The 19,580-nt window shown below is 60.8% G+C and carries 14 protein-coding genes; 8 read left to right on the forward strand and 6 right to left on the reverse strand.

The features are described 5' to 3' along the window. Nucleotides 1-51 precede the first annotated feature (51 nt). The 3 genes from H1B37_RS22920 to H1B37_RS22930 all read right to left on the reverse strand — a co-directional run bounded on the left by H1B37_RS22920 (nucleotide 52) and on the right by H1B37_RS22930 (nucleotide 3,498). Nucleotides 52-1,029 (reverse strand): type II secretion system F family protein, encoded by a 978-nt coding sequence (locus tag H1B37_RS22920; protein WP_182869162.1) that lies wholly within the window; start codon nucleotides 1,027-1,029, stop codon nucleotides 52-54. A gap of 58 nt (nucleotides 1,030-1,087) precedes the next feature. Beyond that, entirely contained in the window at nucleotides 1,088-2,059 is a 972-nt protein-coding gene (locus H1B37_RS22925) for a type II secretion system F family protein (protein ID WP_182869164.1), read from the reverse strand. A 122-nt stretch (nucleotides 2,060-2,181) separates the two neighbouring features. Then, nucleotides 2,182-3,498: a TadA family conjugal transfer-associated ATPase gene (locus H1B37_RS22930; RefSeq protein ID WP_182869166.1), complete on the reverse strand. Its 1,317-nt coding sequence runs from the start codon at nucleotides 3,496-3,498 to the stop codon at nucleotides 2,182-2,184. A gap of 320 nt (nucleotides 3,499-3,818) precedes the next feature. Between H1B37_RS22930 and H1B37_RS22935 the strand changes: the two genes are divergently transcribed. Further along, nucleotides 3,819-4,067 carry a hypothetical protein gene (locus tag H1B37_RS22935; RefSeq protein WP_182869167.1) on the forward strand — a complete coding sequence of 83 codons (249 nt, stop codon included), beginning with the start codon at nucleotides 3,819-3,821 and terminating at the stop codon, nucleotides 4,065-4,067. Between the two features lie 154 nt (nucleotides 4,068-4,221). On the opposite strand, the gene H1B37_RS22940 is transcribed toward H1B37_RS22935, so the two are convergent. Continuing rightward, the gene (locus H1B37_RS22940; RefSeq protein ID WP_182869169.1) at nucleotides 4,222-5,208 is read right to left on the reverse strand and encodes a Gfo/Idh/MocA family protein; all 987 of its coding nucleotides are present in this window, start codon (nucleotides 5,206-5,208) and stop codon (nucleotides 4,222-4,224) included. Then, entirely contained in the window at nucleotides 5,208-5,351 is a 144-nt protein-coding gene (locus H1B37_RS22945; RefSeq protein WP_182869171.1) for a hypothetical protein, read from the reverse strand. The genes H1B37_RS22940 and H1B37_RS22945 overlap by 1 nt, the downstream gene beginning before the upstream one ends. A gap of 509 nt (nucleotides 5,352-5,860) precedes the next feature. Here H1B37_RS22945 and H1B37_RS22950 point away from each other — a divergent pair. The 3 genes from H1B37_RS22950 (at nucleotide 5,861) to H1B37_RS22960 (ending at nucleotide 8,244) form a co-directional block, all read left to right on the forward strand. Beyond that, nucleotides 5,861-6,253, forward strand: a complete 393-nt coding sequence (locus H1B37_RS22950; protein ID WP_286178062.1) for a thioredoxin family protein — start codon at nucleotides 5,861-5,863, stop codon at nucleotides 6,251-6,253. A 123-nt stretch (nucleotides 6,254-6,376) separates the two neighbouring features. Next, nucleotides 6,377-7,255: a UDP-N-acetylmuramate dehydrogenase gene (locus H1B37_RS22955; RefSeq protein ID WP_182869173.1), complete on the forward strand. Its 879-nt coding sequence runs from the start codon at nucleotides 6,377-6,379 to the stop codon at nucleotides 7,253-7,255. 77 nt (nucleotides 7,256-7,332) lie between these two features. After that, nucleotides 7,333-8,244, forward strand: coding sequence for a cell division protein FtsQ/DivIB (locus H1B37_RS22960; RefSeq protein WP_182869175.1), 912 nt, complete (start codon nucleotides 7,333-7,335; stop codon nucleotides 8,242-8,244). 131 nt (nucleotides 8,245-8,375) lie between these two features. On the opposite strand, the gene H1B37_RS22965 is transcribed toward H1B37_RS22960, so the two are convergent. Then, nucleotides 8,376-12,104 carry a choice-of-anchor D domain-containing protein gene (locus H1B37_RS22965; protein ID WP_182869177.1) on the reverse strand — a complete coding sequence of 1,243 codons (3,729 nt, stop codon included), beginning with the start codon at nucleotides 12,102-12,104 and terminating at the stop codon, nucleotides 8,376-8,378. A 457-nt stretch (nucleotides 12,105-12,561) separates the two neighbouring features. On the opposite strand from H1B37_RS22965, the gene argC reads away from it, so the two are divergent. From argC to H1B37_RS22985, 4 genes are all read left to right on the forward strand, one after another. Beyond that, nucleotides 12,562-13,611: an N-acetyl-gamma-glutamyl-phosphate reductase gene (gene argC / locus H1B37_RS22970; RefSeq protein ID WP_182869179.1), complete on the forward strand. Its 1,050-nt coding sequence runs from the start codon at nucleotides 12,562-12,564 to the stop codon at nucleotides 13,609-13,611. Nucleotides 13,612-13,619: 8 nt separating this feature from the next. After that, on the forward strand, nucleotides 13,620-14,639 hold the full coding sequence (locus H1B37_RS22975) for a type II CAAX endopeptidase family protein (RefSeq protein ID WP_182869181.1): 1,020 nt from the start codon (nucleotides 13,620-13,622) through the stop codon (nucleotides 14,637-14,639). 332 nt (nucleotides 14,640-14,971) lie between these two features. Continuing rightward, on the forward strand, nucleotides 14,972-18,007 hold the full coding sequence (locus H1B37_RS22980; protein ID WP_182869183.1) for a VWA domain-containing protein: 3,036 nt from the start codon (nucleotides 14,972-14,974) through the stop codon (nucleotides 18,005-18,007). Nucleotides 18,008-18,380: 373 nt separating this feature from the next. Beyond that, nucleotides 18,381-19,475: a CAP domain-containing protein gene (locus tag H1B37_RS22985; RefSeq protein ID WP_182869185.1), complete on the forward strand. Its 1,095-nt coding sequence runs from the start codon at nucleotides 18,381-18,383 to the stop codon at nucleotides 19,473-19,475. Nucleotides 19,476-19,580: the final 105 nt, after the last annotated feature.

Below are 19,580 nucleotides of genomic sequence, written 5' to 3' on the forward strand. Positions count from 1 at the left end.
CGAGTAGAAGGCCGAAAGCCTTGTCGGCTTCCGGCTACCACAGACACCCGCTTATTGGCTGAGCATGTTGCGGTACATGCTGATGCCGGCCGGGCCGACCAGGACGACGAAGATGCCGGGGAAGATGAACAGGACCAGCGGGAAGATCATCTTGACGGCGGTCTTGGCCGCTTTCTCTTCGGCGATCTGACGACGGCGGGTTCGCATGGCGTCACTTTGGACCCGCAGGGCCGCGGCGATCGAGGAACCGAATTTGTCGGCTTGGATCAAGATCGATGCGAGTTGTTTCAGATCATCGACGCCGCTGCGGAAACCAAGCGCCTGCAGCACTTCGCTGCGTGTACGTCCGAGTTGAAGCTGCTTGTTGGCGATGCCGAACTCTTCGCCGATCTCCTTGTGGCTCTTTTCCATTTCCTCGGCGACCTTTCGCAGCGCCTGGTCCATCCCCAGACCGGCTTCGACACAGACGACCATCAAGTCGAGTGCATCGGGCAGGCCCAGGAAGATTTTTTCCATCCGCTTTTTGGCCATCATGCCGAGCGCGAATTTGGGGATCATGAATCCGACGATCAATCCGCCGCCGACTTTGATGATCATGTCTTGGCCGAATCCGTTGGCGAAGAACCCGTACGTGCTGCCGATGAACAATCCGAGCGCCGAAGCACCGAGTTGGATGGTCTTGTAGACGACCGGTGCGGCTTCGCGTCGGAAGCCGGCGTTCATCAGGATCTCTCGCAGCTGGCCCATCTCCTTTTCGTTTCCGCTGACCTTGTCGGCAAGCGGTGTCGCGGCCTTTTCCAAGTACGCGGTCAGGGCTTCGTTCTTTTTGTTGGATTTGTCGTTGCCCTCGGCGGCGGACGCCTGGCCGGCACGACGCTTTCGCATCATGTCCAAACGCGCTTCGGCACGGGGCTTGTCGTCTCCGGAGACGCGTGCCAGCACGAACCACATGCCGAGGGTCACGAACATGAAGATCGCGCCAGCGGTGACGTAAATCGGATTGATCGAAAGGGCGAGCAGAAGGGTCATCGTTGGGATCCGGTTGGCCGGTGAAAGACGGGTCTGGCGTTCGGTGTTGCGGTGTGGGTTAGACTTTGATCGTGATGATCTTTTTGATCACCAAGGCTCCGATGATCTGGGTGATCAATCCGAAGCCGAGCATGTAGCGCCCGAGTTCATCGGTGAACAGCATCATCACGTATTCGTAATTCAGTTTCAGCATGACCAGGAACAACACCGGCGGCAGGGCCAACAGCACGGCACCACTCATCCGGCCTTCTCCGGTCAACGCTTGAATCTGGCCCAGGATCTGCAATCGTTCGCGGATCAGGTGTCCGATCTTGTCCAAGATTTCGGCCAAGTCACCCCCGGTTTGTCGCTGCAGGACGACGGCGGTGGCGAAGAACCGAAGGTCCATGTTGGGGACGCGATCGGCCATGTCCTCGATCGCCTCGTCCAACGGGATGCCCAGGTTTTGTTCTTCGAACGCGCGTCCGAACTCGCGGGCCAAGGGGTCTTCCATCTCCTTGGACACCAGGCCGAATCCGGCGTTCAGCGAGTGGCCGGCACGCAGCGAACGGCCGAGCAATTCGAGTGCCTCGGGCATCTGGTTACCGAACTTGGACAGCCGCCGTTTGCGTTTGACCATCAGCCAACCGAACGGAACCATGGCAAAGATCGGGCCGACAAAGATGGCCAGCAATTTAAAGGGGCTGGCAAGACACAGGGCGACGCCGGCGGCGAAGGCCCCCATGCAAATCATCGCGAACTGGGCCGGCGGCATCCGCACGTCGGCCTGATCGAGGTATTCCCCCAGACCCGGCAAGCTTTTCATGATGCTGCCGATGACTCCGGACGCGTCTTCGAACCCGCCCTCCATCAGCAACGAACCGGATTCTTCGGTTTGCTTGCCACCGCTGACGCGACGACGCGAAGCCATTTGCGCCAGCCGGTCTTCGGTGGCGGTATTGTCACCGCCGGGGACGAGCATGTTGGCAGCCAATGCCACCAGGGAGGCGACAAAGATGCCGACGGCAATGATGATGACGGTACCGGTCATGTCAGGTCAGGTCGTTGGGGGTTGCGGAGAGCGAAGGGATCGAAAAGTCGGAGTCGGGGCGTTAGCCCGGGGAAAGCTCGGGCGTTAGCCCGGGGAAAGCCCGGGCGTTCGTCGGCCGGCGGTTAGGCCTGCATCATCGTTCGCTCGCGGAACGCGCTCGAAGGCAAGCGGACGCCGGCGGCTTCCAGTTTGTCCATGAACGTGGGGCGGACGCCGGAGCATTCGAAGGCCCCGTAGGCTTTGCCGTCTTCCCCGATGCCCTTTTGGTTGAACTTGTAAATGTCTTGCAGCACGATCGTTTCCTGTTCCATGCCGACGACTTCGGTGATCGCGGTGACGCGTCGCGGACCGCCTTGCAAACGGTTGGCTTGGATCAGCACGTCGACCGCACCGGCGATCTGTTGGCGGATCGCTTTGACGGGCAATTCGAATCCCGCCATCATGACCATCGTCTCCAGACGCGCGATGGCGTCCCGCGGGGTGTTGGCGTGTAGCGTCGTCAACGAACCGTCGTGACCGGTGTTCATGGCCTGCAACATGTCCAGCGTTTCACCGCCACGACATTCCCCGATGATGATCCGCTCGGGACGCATCCGCAGGGCGTTCTTGACCAAGTCGGTTGCCGTCACCGCACCGTTGCCTTCGATGTTCGGCGGACGCGTTTCCAGCCGTACGACGTGGTCTTGCTGCAACTGCAATTCCGCCGCGTCTTCGATCGTCACGATCCGGTCGGAGTGACCGATGAAGGACGACAGGGTGTTCAGCAAGGTCGTTTTACCCGAACCGGTACCGCCGGCGATGATGCAGTTGAGTCGAGCTTTGATACAGCCCTCCAGCAACATCACCATTTCCGGCGTGAAGGCTTTGTAGTTGAGCAGGTCCTCGAGTTTCAGCGGGTTGCTGCCGAAACGTCGAATACTGACCGCGGCGCCGTCCAAGGCCAGCGGCGGGATGATCGCGTTGACCCGCGAGCCGTCTTCCAGACGCGCGTCGACCATCGGGCAGGTTTCATCGACGCGGCGTCCGACCTTGCTGACGATCCGGTCGATGATCTGCAGCAAGTGCTTGCCGTCGCGGAACTCCACGTCGGTCTTCTGCATCTGGCCGCCCTTTTCGACATAAATGCTCTTGGGCCCGTTGATCAGAATATCGCTGACCTTGGGGTCTTTGAGGATCAATTCCAACGGCCCCAAGCCGAAGGTTTCGTCCAACACCTCGTCGACGATGCGTTCGCGCTCTTGACGGTTTAGCAGCGCGTCGTCGGCGTCACAAAGGTGTTCGATGACGACACGGATCTCGCGACGTAACGCGTCGCCCTTCATGTCGCCGACGCGGGACAGGTCGAGCTTGTCGACCAATTTGCCATGGATTCGAGTCTTGATTTCTTCGAATTGATCTTGGCGACTGTCCGCTTTGCCGGGCATTGTTCGAGCTGCCATATCTGTGTTCTCGTCCTTTAAAGTGCGCGACTGCGAGGTGCAGGGTGGGTGAAATTCGTGTTGCCTCGCCGTGTTGGCATCTTGGAAGGCCAACTGCTGCGTGCGAGTCGTTCGGTTTGTAAGGATCGTCCGGGCATCAGGTCCGGCGGAGACTGCGGAATGCTGGATTCGGGAGTCGACCCTGCGAAAACATAGGATGCAAAACCGCGACGCTCGCACACGGAATCGATTTTCTTGCCGGTTGCCGAAATGCTCGGTCGACGCGTTTTCGGCCGACCCGGACAGACCAAACGTGTCCGGGGCCGTCAAAGAATTCGCGCATGAGCCCAGCCACCCACCCGCCCCGACCGCAGCCCTCTGAAACACTGCCCGCGACGCCGTCGATCGAAGCCAGTGACGCGCTGATGATCTCACTCGCCTCGCAGCGAATCGTGATCGTCCGCCGCGATGAAAGGCCATCGGTTCGGTCCGCCGAACAACTCTGCCGCCCCGCCACCGCCCTGCGACCGGGCGAGCGGGTGTATTACAAGGGACGCCCCGATACCGTGCGGGCGATGCGGGTGTATTGAGCGCGAGCCCGGAAAAGGTCTGTCGCGGCGGGGAACGGGGTTCGATCGGGGCGGCGAAGGGCGTCGCGATGCGAGAGGCCCCATAGGACCGATGCGTCAAACCGATCGCGAAGCAGATGAGTTCCCCTCACCTTCACTGCCAACTGCCAACCCTTCAGACCGGAAGCTGGACGCGTTGGCCGGATTCGTGGCTTTGACGGGCCGCTTGGACGACGGCGGCGGCTTCGTAGGCATCGACCAGACCGCCCAGATCGCGGACCAGGCTGGTCACGCTGCGATGGAATTGACGCAGCATGCGTTCGCCCACCGGTGATTCGGTTTCCAACGACTCGACGTGGCGGCCGGCATCGTCAAACCAGACCAGACTGCTGGGCAGATCGATAAACGCAACGCCGTTTTCGCATTGGATCTTCATCGCCGCGGGCGAGCGAAAACTGGCCGCTTCTTTCCAACGCGTCGGCAGCGTGCCGTCGGTGGCGATCTCGGCGATCACACCTTGATGGGGATCGCAGTCGTACTGCAGCATCAGCGACTGAAACGTGTTTTCCTGGCAGACCGAGGTGACACATTGCGGCGATTTCCCGACGACGTAGCGGCACCAGTCGACCAGTTCGACCAGTTCCGAATCGTCGGGGCGGCAGGCCGAGGGGCCGGCCTGTTCGGGCGTCTGATCGTTGATCGATTGGCGGTGCACACGGATCAACCGTGGCGCGCCCAGGCGTGTCGCGATCAGTTCTTTCAGCCGCAGCGTCGCCGGGGCGAACCGACGCGGCAATTCGGCCATGAACGAAACCCCGCTTTGTTCGATCGCCTGGAGCACCGCGTTTTGATGGTGCGGATCGAAGTCCAGTCCGGCGGCCCAATACACCGCCTTTCCGGCCTGACAGGCGGCCAGGGCCGGCAGCCAGCCGAGCCAGCATTGTTTGAGGATCAGGACGGCGTCGATGTCGCAACGATAAACCAAGCTGCGATAACCGTCGATCGGATCGGCCTGGAACTCCGCGGCGGTGGATTCGGCCAGTTTCGAGATCGTGCTGTAGACCGCGCGGACATCGAAGCGATCATCCAGCATGCGGAGGGCGGGGCGATAACGGGTCTGCCACAGATCCCCGAGTCCGATCAGACCAATTCGAAGCTTCATCAGGTCGACATCTCAAACTCGGCGGAATGCGAGCGAAAACCACGGTCGCCGCAGGTCGGTCCGGGCAGCCCGGGCGGCGACGACAGGATTTCCAAACAGGTTTGCGGTGGCAGAAATTCGAACAAGGGCGTGAATCGTTCCATTCTCGCGACATGTGAACCTTTGTCCAGTTTCCAGATTGGTTCGGCCGTCCGCCGATTGGCACGCCCCAACTTGTTGTCTCTGGGCAGCTTAGCGACCGCTGGGCCGTTTCGCTGGAGGGTGCTTCAATTTAGCACGTGATTCCACAATTTGATAATCACAGAAATCTAACCAGCACGGCTTGAAGCCGACCGGACCACCCATATACTCCGCCCATTCTTCCTGAGCCGTATTTCCGGGACCGTTTAACCAAGCGTCCCAGAATGGTTCCAGGAAGGAAGAAGGCGAGATTTCGTTAAAGAAAGACGATCTCACCTTAGGGACGATTGTTGGCCGTTTCGACGTCAAACCGCTTGATGCGGGCCGGACAACAACGGGATGACTAGCCCTCGGCGGTTCCTCGTCTGAATGAATCGGCGTCTTTTCGTAACCGGTCCATCCATTTACCGACATTGTGTCGCCATCGCCGAACGGTATTCATGCTTGAAAATAGGAGCTAGGAATGGTTTCGTTGCTGTTAGCTGTTGTACTTGGTAGTGTCACGTCGGCATCGTTGAAGACCGATTACGCCGAGGCCTACCGGGAATCGGTCGCACAGGACAAGCCGTTGATGGTGGTCGTGGGTGCCCCCTGGTGTCCGGCCTGCAACGTGTTGAAACAAACCACGCTGGAGCCGATGGCCCAGACCGGCGAGCTGGACGACGTGAGTGTCGCGGTTTTGGATCGCGATTCCAACCCCGAGCTGGTCAAGCAGCTGACCAAGGGCGAGCGGATGCTGCCCCAGATCATCATGTTCACCCGCACCAACGGGGGACAGTGGAAGCGTCATCAATTGAAAGGCTACCAGACCCAGCAACCGGTCCGGAATCTGATTCGTTCGGCGGTTTCGCTCGGCCGCGGCTGAAGAACGGTCGACTCCGGCTACCTGGAACGTCACACAGACGGTTATGATTTCGCTCGGCCCATGAGCGTTGTCATGGGCGACCGCTTTTGAATTTGACGCGCGAATTTGACGTGCCAGCCAACCATGACGATTCCAGAACACCTCCAGCATCTGATCCGCTCCGACGAGCCGCTTGCCCCCTTGGTATGGCTCGGGATCGGCGGTCCGGCTCATTTTTTTGCCGAACCGGTCGATTCTGAGCAGATTGTCCAGGTCGTGACCTGGGCGGCCGAGAATGACCTGCCGACACGGGTGTTGGGGTCGGGCAGCAATCTGCTGGTCCGCGAATCAGGCTTTGACGGCCTGGTGATCACGCTATCGGCGGCGGCGACAAGTTCGTTGTCGATCGACGGGGATCGGCTAACCGCCGGTGCGGGCGGGAAACTGTCCCATGCGGTGGTCAAAGCGGTCGGCGGCGGGCTAGGAGGATTGGAGCATTTGGTGGGCATCCCCGGCACCGTGGGCGCCGCCGTTCTGGGCAATGTTTCCAGCGGTGGCCGCGACATCGGCTCGGCGGTCGAGCGGGTCCGGGTGCTGCAATCCGACGGTTCGATCAAGCAGTTCGAACAAGAGGAGGTCGGGTTCACCTATCGCAAATCGGCGTTGGACGGTTTGACGATCGTGGAAGTCGATTTCAAGCTCGAGCCGGGCGATCCGATCGCGCTGACCAAACGGATGCAGAAGCTGTGGATCGCCCGGAATGCCTCGCGGCCGGCGGAAGTCGAACGGATCGCGATGCCGTTTATCGACCCCGACACCATGCCGGCCCGAGAATTGATCCAAAGCGTGGGCTTGGCGGGGATCCGCGAAGGCGACGTGGCACTCGATTCGGCGCGCCCGCACTACTTGGTGGCCCACCCCGGGGCGACCAGCGACCAATGCTTGAAATTGATCGACCGGGTTCGTGAACAAGTGTTGCTGCAAACCGGGATCGACTTGCAGCTGAATCTGCAGATTTGGTAAGTCTGACGCAACAGGGGATTCGGTCGAGAGGAATCGACTGACAAGCGGCGGGCATTATCCAGGGAAGGTGTGGCCGGATGGCCAAGCAAAGCGAGCAAACCGATCATCGCCCGATCCGCCGAATCCTGCGCCGATTGATCGCGGCGCCGGCGGCGTGGTCGCTGGTCTGGCCGATGCTCCTGCTGGTCGGTTCCTACGTCGCCTATTCACGCTGGTATGCCGACCATTTCGCCGCGCACTACCGCAGCCTGGATCGGCAATCGATCACGATTTCCCCGCCCCACGAGTTCGTGCGAACCGATCTGGTGGCCGAGGTTTATGATTCGACGCGGCTGATGGAGTTGTCGCCGGCCGATCGCAGCGTGACGGCGAAATTGGCGTCGGCCTTCGCCAGCCATCCGTGGGTTCAACACGTCCATCGCGTGCGCAAGCTGCCGGCGGGCAAGTTCGAGCTGGATTTGGATTATCGCCGGCCGGTCGCCGCGTTTCATGTCACCGGGGGCGAGGCCTGGAAACAGATGATCGCCGAGCACCTCAAGAGCCTGGGTTACCCGGTTTCGGACGTCAACGGTTACCTGCCGCTCGATGGCGAAGGGATGCTGTTGCCCACGGCCGGGCTGACCTATGACGACGCGATGGAATTGATTCACATCGAGGTTTGGGAGCTGTACCCGACCGGTAACGAGGGGACCCCGTTCGGGGACCGTCGTGTCGAATCAGCGGCATTGTTGGCCAAGCTGCTCGCCGCGGTCCGCGATCAAATTCGGATCGCCAAAATCACCGTCAGCGGCGACCCGCGTTTGAATCTGGTGCCCAAGCTGGAAATCATCACCGGTGACAACACGCACCTGTTTTGGGGCAGCCCGCCGGGGATGGAACAACCGCGGGAGCGTGACGCGCGGGCCAAGCTGAAGGATTTGTTGAGTGGGAATTATGTCCCCGGTGGTGATCTAAGCATCGCCCGCGAAACCTCGCCGCGGTTGCGGTAGGCTCACGATCGCCGGCCGTCCCAATCCGTCGTCCCGGTACGACGGCGTGGTACGACGGCGCGGCACGACAGCCCTTCCGGGCGGTCGTCGTACACGACTCCCGACGACGACCTGGAAAGGACGTCGTGCGATCAGAGTGTCCTCAGCAATCGTTTCCCGAGTTGAGCATAGTCCTGTCCGTCGACGTCGCCGTCGCCATCGAAGTCAAAGTGTCGGTTGAAGTGGGGCGAGGTGGCGGGACGCAGGAAGGTCGATCCGAATTGCCCGTAGTCTTGGCCGTCCACATCACCATCCCCATCGCTGTCGCCGAAGAAGCGGAAGAACGCGTCGGTCTGGTCGATGGTGCCGGTTGGGCCGGTGCCGAATAGGTAGTCATTGCGCATCGGATAGGGTTCGTCGCCCAGCGACATCGCTGCCCCCGAATGGACGCGGAGTTCGTAATACCCGTCATCCAGAATGACGGGGACCGCGTTGGGGGTTTCAAACGTCAGCAGGACCTCGGTTCGGTCGTCGATCTCCGAGGGCGTGGTCTTGATCGAACGCACCGACTGCCCGGTCGATACGTTGCGGATCTCGAACATACCGGCCAGCGTCAGGAAATCGACCGGTTGGTTGTAGATGACATTGACCGATTCGATCTGGCTGCGGGAGCTGTCGCCTTGGTTGACCAACACCTGTTCGACCCTCAGGTCGGTCGCCAGCCCCGACACGGTGAAGGTAAACGTGGACTCGTCGGGATCGTTGTTAACAATTTCGACGTTAGCGGTTCGTCGTCCGGCGACACTGGGATCAAACGTGATTTCGAAGTTGATCGATCCGCCGGATGCGACCACGGCGGGCGGTGGCTGGGTGAGAAAGAAATCACCGTGTTGGGCTCCGGTAATGGCAACCGAGGACAAGTCCAAGTCCACCAAACCGTCGTTGTCGATCGTAAAGGTTTGCGAGCGGGTGTCCGCCTCGACTTCGACCACGCCCATGTCCGTCCCGTTTCCGGTCATCGCCGGATCCCCGTTCTGGATCGGTTGATCGTTGCTGCCGCGGACGTTGATTTCGGCGAGCTCAAAATCATCATTGACCAAGATGCCGCTGAGCACGGAATGGTTGATGATCCCGGCACTGCTGGAGGAGATCATCAGCTGGAACGTTTCATCGTCTTCGACATCGCGATCACCTTGGACATCAACGTCGATGGAAACGGTTTTCTGGCCTGGGGCGAAGGTTGCAACACCGGAGGCAAAGCCGCCGACAAAATCATCCACATCGACGGGGTTCGGCCCGCCGGGTTGGATCCACCAGTCCACCGAGACCGCCTTGTCAAGAAATCCGGTTCGGAAGATCGTGACCGATCGCGGGACCGGTCCCGAGTTGCCTTCTTCAACGGCGGTGGGCAAGAAAGTCGCCTCGACCGGAAGCACGACACTGACGTCGGTCCACGCAGGATACTGTGATTCGCGGAACCGCCGAATCTCTCTCCACCCGACGCCGTCGTACGAGTATTCCAGCACGACATCGTCGCCGTCTTCCGTTGCATCAAGACCACCGCCATCGGAATTGGCGAAGACGATCGAAAATTCCACGCGGGCACCCGATGGTGGCGCCACCGGGTGCGTCGTCGCGGCCCGCTGGCCTGTGCCGGAGAAGAACAGTGCGCTGCCGTCGGTACCGGGGAACGTCGCGTTGGTGGTCGCGTTCTCGATGGCATTCCAGACCGCGGGGGCAATCCCTGAATCGAAATCGTCCTCGATCGACGTGCCGGTGATCACGAAGTTGTCGATCGCCCAGTTGTCGCTCGCATCATCGTCGTGGTTGACTTGTCGGATGCGGTACCGGGCGCTCGTTTCCAGTGACAGGATCGATTCGTCGTTCAGGATCGATCCTTGGGCGGTCGACTTGCCCGGGTCGATCAAAAACGCGCCGTCGGTCGGAACCAACAACTCGATCGTGTAGCTTTCGTCGCCTTCGATGTCGAAGTCACCGCGAACATGGATGTCCAGCGTTTGCGTCATCTGGCCGGCGTCAAAGAACAGGGTTCCCGAGGGTGGCGTGGTGAAATCCAGGTCCTCTGCCGGCGCGGTTCCGGTGTAGACACGTTGCCAGCCGACGGCATTGGCGACGTCGGACGGACCGGTGCGACGGATCGTGAACTGGTGCGTCGAGCCGCCGGGAGGATCGCCCTCGTACGACACCGTCTCGCTCGCTTCGATCGCGTAGGTCGGCAGGACCTCGACGATTTCCATTCCGGCGACGCGATCGGCAACGTCGTACCCGCCTGAATCAATGATGTGTGCTTCAAAGGATTCGCCGCCTTCGGGAAGTCCGTCAAAGCTGGTGAGGAACCGGGCCACGCCGACTCCGTTGACGATCGAAACCGACTGACTAAGCGGCCCGACGAAGTCTGGGTTTTCGGTCGAGTTGGGGGCGGGCAACCCGGGGGCGGTTTGACGCACGCCTCGGACACCGACGGTGACCACGGCGTCGCCCAGGTCACTGGCGGTGATCGTGAATTCCGCATCGCCTCCTTCACCGACAGTCGCTGAATTGGCCGCGATCGACACCGTCGGATTGCCGGTGTCGACGATCGTGCCGCTGATGCGATACTGTCCCAGACTGCCATAGTCGCTGAAGCCACTGGGCGGATCTTCGCTGTACGGAGCCGGATCGGGTTCGTTGTAAACGACTCCGTCGTACACCCCATCCTGGGCCACGCCGTCGACCCGGATCAGGTAGTCGCCCGCGACCAGGTTGGCCTGCAGCGAGGCGGAGGTCGATGTCTTCGGATCGGACGCCAGGATCAGTTCGCGATCGGCATCGAACAAACCGGCCCAAACGTTCAGATTCGGTTTCACGTCCAAGACATCGATGTCGATCGAGACGTCGCCGCCACCGGTGGAGAACTTGAACCAGTCCTCGTCGGTATTCCTTTCGATCATTCCGAACGCTTCGACGTTCACGCCGCCGGACTCCTGCAGCGGTGCAGCCAATGTAAAACTGTTGCCGTAGTCGTCGGGAAGATAGGGAAAATTCACCGCGCGGGTGATCACGGCCAAGTCGTCCTGGTCGGGGTTGCTGGCGTTGAAATAGTCTCCGTTGTTCCAAACCGTGATCTCCTTGCCGAACGGAGCGCCCATGATCGGTCCCCAGTCGGAGTGGCCACGGTAATACTGCGTCGTGCCGGCGCCGTCGTGTCGGAGTCCGAGTTGGTGGCCGACTTCATGGCTGACCGTTTCGCTGCCGGCATACAAGCCGCCGTTGTAGACCAGGGCCGGTTCGTCTTGCGGGTCATCAAACGCACCGATAAACGCGTGCCCGCCACAACCGCAATCGGCAAACGTGTCTTTGGTCAACACCGCCCGCGTCCCCCAGCGCAAATCGCCGGGACCGCTGTATCGAAGGTCGTCCAGATCGGCGGGTTCTTCGGTGGTGACGTTGAGATCGAACGGCGCGAAGTCTTCGGCAACGACGCGCCAGATGTCCTGAATCAATTCCAGTCGCGAGTCGGAAAACGTTGTTTCATTCCCACCCCAATAATTCGGGTGCTCAATGCTCTCGATCCCGTAGCTGGAATTCCAACTCGTCCCCGTCGTCGTGTGCCCGTCAAAGTCCAGGTAGAGCGTGAAGTTGGAATCCGGGCGACTGTGCAAGTTGAACGTTTGGTCGAGCGAGACAAGCGGAGCACCGCTTGGTCCACTGTCGGCCTGCTCCGATCCGGTCGGGAAATCACTGTCAGGCACGCCGTCGGGCACTTCGTCCGCCCGGGCTGCGATCCCCTGAACCGGCGGAACCGGGCGTCCGGGCAGAATCGGCCCGTGGAACATCGCCAGCACCAAGGGATCGGTTTCGTAGTCGACCTCGATTCCCACCGTGCCGGAATTGAGACTCGCCGCGAGCAGACGGCGCGATTCAAGTGTCTCGATCCGAAAACGGTTTCTCGAACGTTTTTTGTTGCGACGTGATGGTGCAGGGGGATGCATAGCAAACGCGGGAAACGGAGGCCAATCCTCTCTCGAACCGGAGACGCCCATTGAACAGCCGCTCACTGGCGGGGCTCGCCGGCAATGCGTTTGGAAAATGGCCGATGCCCTTTCAATTAGAACCGCATTCGGGCCACGACTTCTCCCACCGAGTGGCTCTCCGTATGCTAAGAAGACCAAGAATTTATCCATCCCGACAGACTGCCACCCCCTTACCCTGGGGGCGAAGAGATGACATTCGGCCGCGTCAAACCGTCGTGCCGCCTTGCGTTCGCGACGCGATTGCCAAACGATGCGAGCTGTTCGGTTTCCGTTTCGTCCCCCTTGCCCACTGCGTTGCTGCCCCATGTCGCTCTCTGTCGCCCTGATCGGCGCCACCGGTTACACCGGACTGGAAGTCGCCCGTCTGCTGACCCAACACCCACACGCCGAGCTGACCGTGGCGACGGCGCGTGCCGAAGCGGGCAATCCGATCGCCTCGGTGCATCCCTCGCTGGCCGGGCGATTGGACCTACGGTTGGAAGAACTCGATCCGACTGAAATCGGCAAACGCTGTGACGTGGCGATGTGTTGTCTGCCCCACGCGGCGTCGGCGAAAACGGTCCGGCAGCTGGTCGACGCGGGGGTGCGGGTGATCGATTTCAGTGCCGATTTTCGGCTCTCTTCACTGGAGGTTTACGAGTCGTGGTACGACGTCAAGCATCCCTGGCCGGAACGGGTCGGCAAGACCGTGTACGGATTGCCCGAGTTCTATGCCGATGAAATCGCGGCGGCCGACGTCGTGGCCAACCCGGGATGTTATCCGACCAGTGCGATCTTGCCGCTGGCGCCGTTGATTCGTGCCGGTTTGATCCGCAGCGAGGACATCATCATCGACAGCAAGAGCGGGGTCAGCGGCGCGGGCCGCAGCGCGAAGGTGGGGACGCTGTACTGTGAAACCAACGAATCGATCGCGGCCTACGCGGTCGGTTGCCACCGCCACCAGCCGGAAATCGAAGATTTGCTGGGGCGGATTTCGGGCCGGGCCGCCGAGGTCTTGTTCACGCCACACCTGACGCCGATGAGCCGGGGGATTTTGTCGACGATCTACGCCCGCCCCGCAGAGGGGTTGGCCGGCGAAGGGAGCGGCGTAGGATCGGCCCAGGCGGTGATTGAAGGGGTCATGCAGTGTTGGCGCGATTGTTACGCCGCCAGTCCCTTCGTCAACCCGGTCGATCACTTGCCGGCGACCGCACATGTAGCCGGGACAAACTATGTTCAGATGGCGGTGCGCCGCAGCGGAGAGCGATTGGTGCTGTTGTCGGCGATCGATAATCTGGCCAAAGGTGCCAGCGGCGCGGCGATACAGAATATGAACGTGATGTTCGGATACGACCAAAACGCCGGACTAGGCTAAAACGAGTGATGCAAGAACCCTTCGGCGAACCGCCGCACGAACCAGACGCCGTCAATCCGTTTTCGGTATCGAGTGTCACCGAACCGGGGACGAGCGTCACGTCGCCGCCGCCGGAAGATGGCGAGGATGGACCGCAGCGTTTGATGCGACCGGACCGCCCGCGGATCTGGCCGTCGTTGGTGTTGCCGTTGATTTCGCTGGCGACGTTTTTGCTGTCCAGCCTGGTGATGATGGTGGTGGCGTTCTTCGTCGTCCACGGCGAGTTCAGCCCGCGGATGATGGTCAGCGCCGAAGCGATGAAGACGGTTTCCTCCTCGCGTGTCGGTCTGCTGTTATTGGTCGTCGCGCCGCAAGTGGCTTTGGTGATGCCGACGTTGATCGCCGCCTGGTTGTCTCCGGTCGGGTTCAGCCGGCGATTGTCGCTGATCCGCGGGCATTGGCCGTATTGGGCGTGGGTGGCCGCCGCCTTGACCACCCCGCTGATCGGTTGGATCTCGTCGATCGCGGTCGGTTCGCTGATGGAGGAAAGCGAAAGCCTGAAGATGATGTCCGACATCTTTCGCGGCCACGGTGAATCGGGTTTTCTGATCCCGTTGGCGCTGTTGATCGGTGCGACGCCGGCGTTTTGTGAGGAATTCTTGTTTCGCGGCTATGTGCAAACTCGCCTGAACCGACGCATCGGACCGGCGTTGGGGATTCTGCTGTCTTCGGCCTTGTTCGCCGTCTTCCACATGGACTTGATCCACATCATCGCCGTGTTCCCGCTGGGGCTGTACTTGGGGGTGATCGCTTGGCGCAGCGGGTCATTGTTTCCGGCGATGCTGGGGCATTTCGTCAACAATTCGATCAGCGTGTTTGCCGTCGTGCTGGGGCCGGAAACCCAGGACCAGGATCCGACGCCCGAGATGGCCCTCTTTTTACTGGTCGTCATCGCCTTGGGGTTGTTCGGAGCGATGTTGACCGCGGTCGCGATGTGGCGTCTGCCCGTGCCGCAGGCGGTGACGCTGAGGGCGAAGCCGGCGGTTTAGCAGCCTGTTGGTTTACTAGCCCACGGCGTTTCATCATTCAGGCGGTGAATCGATCTGCCATCCCTCTCCTGCTCCCCTCCGACTTGTCAGGTGGAGAGGTAGGAAGATTTTGGAGGCAGGAAGATTGGTGAGACTCAGTGGAGGGTGCGATTCACCATTTTCTTACCCACGAAATTTTCTTACCCAATTCCCGCAGGCGGCTAAGGAACGGGACCGCGTGCGTGAAACGGTCAATGTTGCTTCGTCGTTTCCCCGGGCAGGAAATGGTAAGCTGGTGGCTGTGACCGACGGAACCGGCCCGCGCGCCGCTATTCTCCACCTACCAAACCGCCATGTTGCCCTATCGTCTCAGTTTTGAGCATCCGATTTACTTGTGGTTGATGCTCGCGCTGCCCGTCTTGTGGTACCTGGGCTATCGGTCGTTGGGTGTGCTGGGCAAGACCCGGCGGGCGTTGGCGTTGATGCTCAGGACGCTGGTTTGGACGATTCTGGTGTTTGCCTTGGCCGGCGTGCAACTGGTGCGCGTCAGTGACGTGATCACGGTGATGTATGTGCTGGATCAATCCGAGAGCATTCCCAGCGCGAAACGCCAGGTGATGTTGGACTTTGTCGTCCGCAACGTCAAACGTCACCGCGACGGCCGACGCGGTGACAAAGCCGGCATCATCGTGTTCGGCCGCGACGCGTCGATCGAAATCCCGCCGTTTGACGACGAGATTCGATTGCGACGCCTGGAAAGCTTGATGGATCGCGGCGACGCGACGAATTTGGAATCGGCGTTGAACCTGGCCCAAGCCACGATGCCGGAGGACACCGCGCGGCGGATCGTGGTGGTCACCGACGGCAACGAAAACCTGGGCCAGGCGCGGAAGCTGGTCGCGCGCGTTGCCGCCGCGGGGATCGGAATCGATGTGGTTCCCGTCATGCTGGACGCCAAGAGCGAAGTGTTGGTCGAGAAGATCGATTTGCCCAGCGACATCCGCAAGGGACAGCCATTCGAGGCTCGGATTGTCGTGAACAACTACACCGATGCGCCGAGCGAAGGTGGCGAACCGACCCAGGGCAAGATTCGCGTCAAGCAAAAGGTGGGCGACAACGAATCGATCCTGTTGGAACAAGACATCACGCTGGGCCCGGGCAAGAACGTCTTTCCGCTGCGGCACACCATCGAACAACCCGCACCGTACATCTATCAAGCGGAATTCGTTCCCGACAGCAAGGACGACGATGGGCTGCGTCAAAACAACAGCGCCACCGCTTACACGCACGTCCGTGGCAAGGGCCGTGTGCTGTTGATCGAAGATCGAACCCGGTTGGGTGACTTCGATCTTCTGGTCGGTCGGCTGAGAGACAACAACATCGAAGTCGTCACCCAAGCCAACGACAACCTGTTCGGTTCGCTTGCCGAACTGCAAGCCTATGACGCGGTGATCCTGGCGGGCGTCCCGCGCGTCTCGGGCAGCAACGAGAATGAGATCGTTTCCTTCACCGACCCGCAAATCGAAATGCTGGTCCGCAACACGCAGCAGCTCGGGGCGGGATTGTTGATGATCGGCGGCCCCGAAGCGTTCGGCGCCGGCGGCTGGACCGGGTCGGAAATTGAAAAGGCGATGCCGGTCGATTTCAAAATCAAGAACGCCAAGGTCCAAGCGGTCGGTGCCCTGGCGCTGATCATGCACGCCAGCGAGATGGCCGACGGGAACCACTGGCAAAAAGTGATCTGCAAGTCGGCGATCGAACAACTCGGCCCCTCGGACCTGGCCGGCGTCCTGCACTGGAACTTTAGCGGCGACGCCTGGCTGTGGGGCGGGTATCCGTCGTCACCGGGACTGTTAGAAGTCGGGCCGAATCGCCGCAACATGCTGGCCCGGATCAGCAAGATGACGCCCGGCGACATGCCGCAATTCGATCCGGCGATGAAGATGGCGGCGAAGTCACTTTCCGGAGCCCCGGCGTCGGTCAAGCACTGCATCATCATTTCCGATGGCGACCCGAGCGACCCGACGCCCGGCACGATCGCCGCCTTCAAAAACAATAACATCACCATCAGCACCGTCGCGGTCGCCTCGCACGGGCTGGCTGGCAGCCAGCGGTTGCAGCGGATCGCGACGCAAACCGGCGGCAAGTACTACAGCGTCAAATCGGGCCGGGCTTTGCCGCGGATCTTTCAACGCGAAGCACGTCGCGTGTCCAAGCCCCTGGTGTATGAACCGCCCGGTGGGGCCGTCCCCGAAGTGATCTTCCCGCACGCGATGCTCGATGGGATCGATCGCGTGTTGCCTCCGATCACCGGGTTTGTGATGACGCAAACCAAAGACAGCGCGCTGGCGCAAGTGCTGATTCAATCGCCCAAGCCGGATCAACCGGAAAACGCCACGATCCTGGCCGCATGGACGTATGGACTCGGCCGCACCGCGGTGTTGACGACCGACGCCGGGGCGCGCTGGGCCAGCGCCTGGAACGACTGGGGCGACTACGACAAATTCTACAGCCAGCTGGTGCGCTGGCTGATGCGGCCGACCGGTGACACGGGAAAGTTCACGATCGCCACCAGTGTCAAAGACGGCCAGGTTCAAGTCGTCGTCAACGCACTGGCCAGCGATGATTCGTTTCTGGATTTTCTGGAGATGAACGCCACCGCGCTCGATGCCGACTTGAACCCGATTCCGCTGTCCATGCGACAGGCGGCCCCGGGGCGCTACGTCGGGTCGTTCCCGGCCACCACCGCGGGAAGCTATTTCGTCAACGTCGTCCCCGGCCCCGGAGCGGCGCCGCTGACGACCGGCGTCACGGTTCCCTACAGCGACGAGTACCGCGTCCGCGAGACCAATTTGGCGCTGATCGAATCTCTGGCCGCGACCGAACCACGTGGCGGGACGGCCGGCGAAGTCACCGCGCCACTGGAGAATCGTGCCAGCGAAGAGCTGGTCCAGACCGACGCCTTCCGCGGCGGCTTGGCACTCGCCCGCAGCATCCGTGATGCCTGGCCCTGGTTCGTGCTCGGCGGCTGCTGTCTGTTCCTCGGCGACGTCATGGTCCGCCGCATCGCGTTTGATTTCAGCTGGATCGGCCGGACGATCAAAAAGATGCGTGGCGAAAAGGACACCGCCGCCGAAGTCGTCACGCGACTCGACGCGCTACGAAAGAACAAATCACAAATCGACGAAGGTTTGGAGAAACGCCGGGCGGCCGTTCGCTTTGACCCGACTCGCGTGGAACCGTCCGACGAGGCGGTCGAGTTGTCCGACATCGGGCAAGCGAAATCAACGCCGGCGGAAACCAAGTCCGTCGAAGCGCCCAAACAATCCAGCTACACCGAACGCTTGCTGGAAGCCAAACGCCGCGCCCGCAAAGACAAGGGCGAGTAGTGGCCGCGCCAATCGCTGGTGTTCAGGCTTTAGCCGCCCACTTTCGCTGCTCCGCAGCGACCAAGAATCGCCTAAAGGCTAGACACCAACGCAGATGCCCGAGGAACGTTTTTTTGATCGCGTCGCTTGTTGTAGGCCGTGGAGACAAGGCGAGGGTCAAAACATGGGTTGGTCAAAAAATGGCGTCTCCTCGCCAGCAATCTCTCCAAGAGTCGCCATGATTGCCGTGATTGTCGCGGTCTGACGGAAGAAATGCGTTGTAATTGGCGACAAAACACTTAGGATCGTCGCTCGTTACCCAGTGTCCGTGACCAGAGCCTTCTCTCCAGATCACCGGGATGGACGGCGAGACCTTTTGGGGAGAATCAGTTCGATGCTTCAGTTGACGAGCCCTCTTTTCACGCTTCGTATCCTTCTGCTCTCGGCTTTCGTCGCTTCGGCCGCCCATGCCGATGTGTTCACGGCGATCAACTATGGCGCCGCCGATGCCAACGAGCAAAGCGCATTCGATTCCATCAACGACTTTCGCGCCGATCCGCGAAATGGACTGTACAAGGCGTTTCAGACGCTCGGCTACGGCGGCACTAAGGCCGCGTTCGACTCGCTGTTGTCTGGCCAGACCTCGCACACTTCCGGCTGGTGGACCAGCAACTTTGGCAACAACCTTGTGACCGGAAGCATGGACTTCTTCCAAACCGTTCCCTCGACGATCAAGTCTCAGTTTGACAGTCTACCGACCGCGGGTTCACTGAGCGCCTACCAGTGGAGCGATAACATCGGATGGTCGGCTCATCAGTATGCGACATGGGTTGAGAACGACGCCGGGATGACCTCCAATCCGCACGCGGTTGCCGGTGCGCCGGGGCTTGCCGATCGGTTCACCGATGCGGGCGTGAACTGGTTATCGGCCGGCGAAAATATCGCTGCCGATTGGCCGCTCAGTCCGGATCTGATGCACATGGGTTTTGCGATCGACTGGGGAAATGGCGTCGATGGAATCCAGAGCCCTCCGGGGCACCGCAACTCGATGCTCAGCAGTGACTTTACCCACGTCGGCATCGGGATCGTTGACGAGGGCTGGACGCCGGGTGATGTCACTCAAGTTCAGCATCTGGCCCGAACGTTCTCGGCGGACGACGCAATTTTCTTCGGTTACGTCACCGATGGATTGACGGGGGATGCGCTGGTGGGCGTCTCGGTTGACTTATTCGATGCCTCGAATGTCTTGCTTGGCACGACGACCACCGACGCGCAAGGCGCCTACACCATTAAATACGATGATGGCTTCGGTTCGCCCGACCGGGTCGATATCTTTGCCTTTGGCCGCACGGCAAGCAGCACCGGACTAGGCGTTTCCGGTTCCAACTACTTCTTGGATGCGGCGATCACGGCGGTTCCCGAACCGTCCTCCTTCTTTGCTTTGACGACCTTCGCGATCCCGGCGGTTCTGCGACGGCGCAGAAAATAAGGTTGGTCAAACGATGGGGTGATCAAAAAAATGCGGGCACTCGGCTCGGATTCCGTCGCAGCTTGGTTTTCCGGTAGTGGAACTCGCCAAGAGTTTCGCACTGGC

This window comes from Stieleria mannarensis (assembly GCF_014154935.1).
GTDB lineage: Bacteria > Planctomycetota > Planctomycetia > Pirellulales > Pirellulaceae > Stieleria > Stieleria mannarensis.

Excerpts from the sequence above, each read along its gene's own strand:
- H1B37_RS22945 (WP_182869171.1), bottom strand. The coding sequence starts at position 5,351 with ATGGAACGATTCACGCCCTTGTTCGAATTTCTGCCACCGCAAACCTGT.
- H1B37_RS22925 (WP_182869164.1), bottom strand. The coding sequence starts at position 2,059 with ATGACCGGTACCGTCATCATCATTGCCGTCGGCATCTTTGTCGCCTCC.
- H1B37_RS22960 (WP_182869175.1), top strand. The coding sequence starts at position 7,333 with ATGGCCAAGCAAAGCGAGCAAACCGATCATCGCCCGATCCGCCGAATC.
- argC (WP_182869179.1), top strand. The coding sequence starts at position 12,562 with ATGTCGCTCTCTGTCGCCCTGATCGGCGCCACCGGTTACACCGGACTG.
- H1B37_RS22920 (WP_182869162.1), bottom strand. The coding sequence starts at position 1,029 with ATGACCCTTCTGCTCGCCCTTTCGATCAATCCGATTTACGTCACCGCT.
- H1B37_RS22955 (WP_182869173.1), top strand. The coding sequence starts at position 6,377 with ATGACGATTCCAGAACACCTCCAGCATCTGATCCGCTCCGACGAGCCG.
- H1B37_RS22975 (WP_182869181.1), top strand. The coding sequence starts at position 13,620 with ATGCAAGAACCCTTCGGCGAACCGCCGCACGAACCAGACGCCGTCAAT.
- H1B37_RS22935 (WP_182869167.1), top strand. The coding sequence starts at position 3,819 with ATGAGCCCAGCCACCCACCCGCCCCGACCGCAGCCCTCTGAAACACTG.
- H1B37_RS22930 (WP_182869166.1), bottom strand. The coding sequence starts at position 3,498 with ATGGCAGCTCGAACAATGCCCGGCAAAGCGGACAGTCGCCAAGATCAA.
- H1B37_RS22940 (WP_182869169.1), bottom strand. The coding sequence starts at position 5,208 with ATGAAGCTTCGAATTGGTCTGATCGGACTCGGGGATCTGTGGCAGACC.
- H1B37_RS22985 (WP_182869185.1), top strand. The coding sequence starts at position 18,381 with ATGCTTCAGTTGACGAGCCCTCTTTTCACGCTTCGTATCCTTCTGCTC.
- H1B37_RS22980 (WP_182869183.1), top strand. The coding sequence starts at position 14,972 with ATGTTGCCCTATCGTCTCAGTTTTGAGCATCCGATTTACTTGTGGTTG.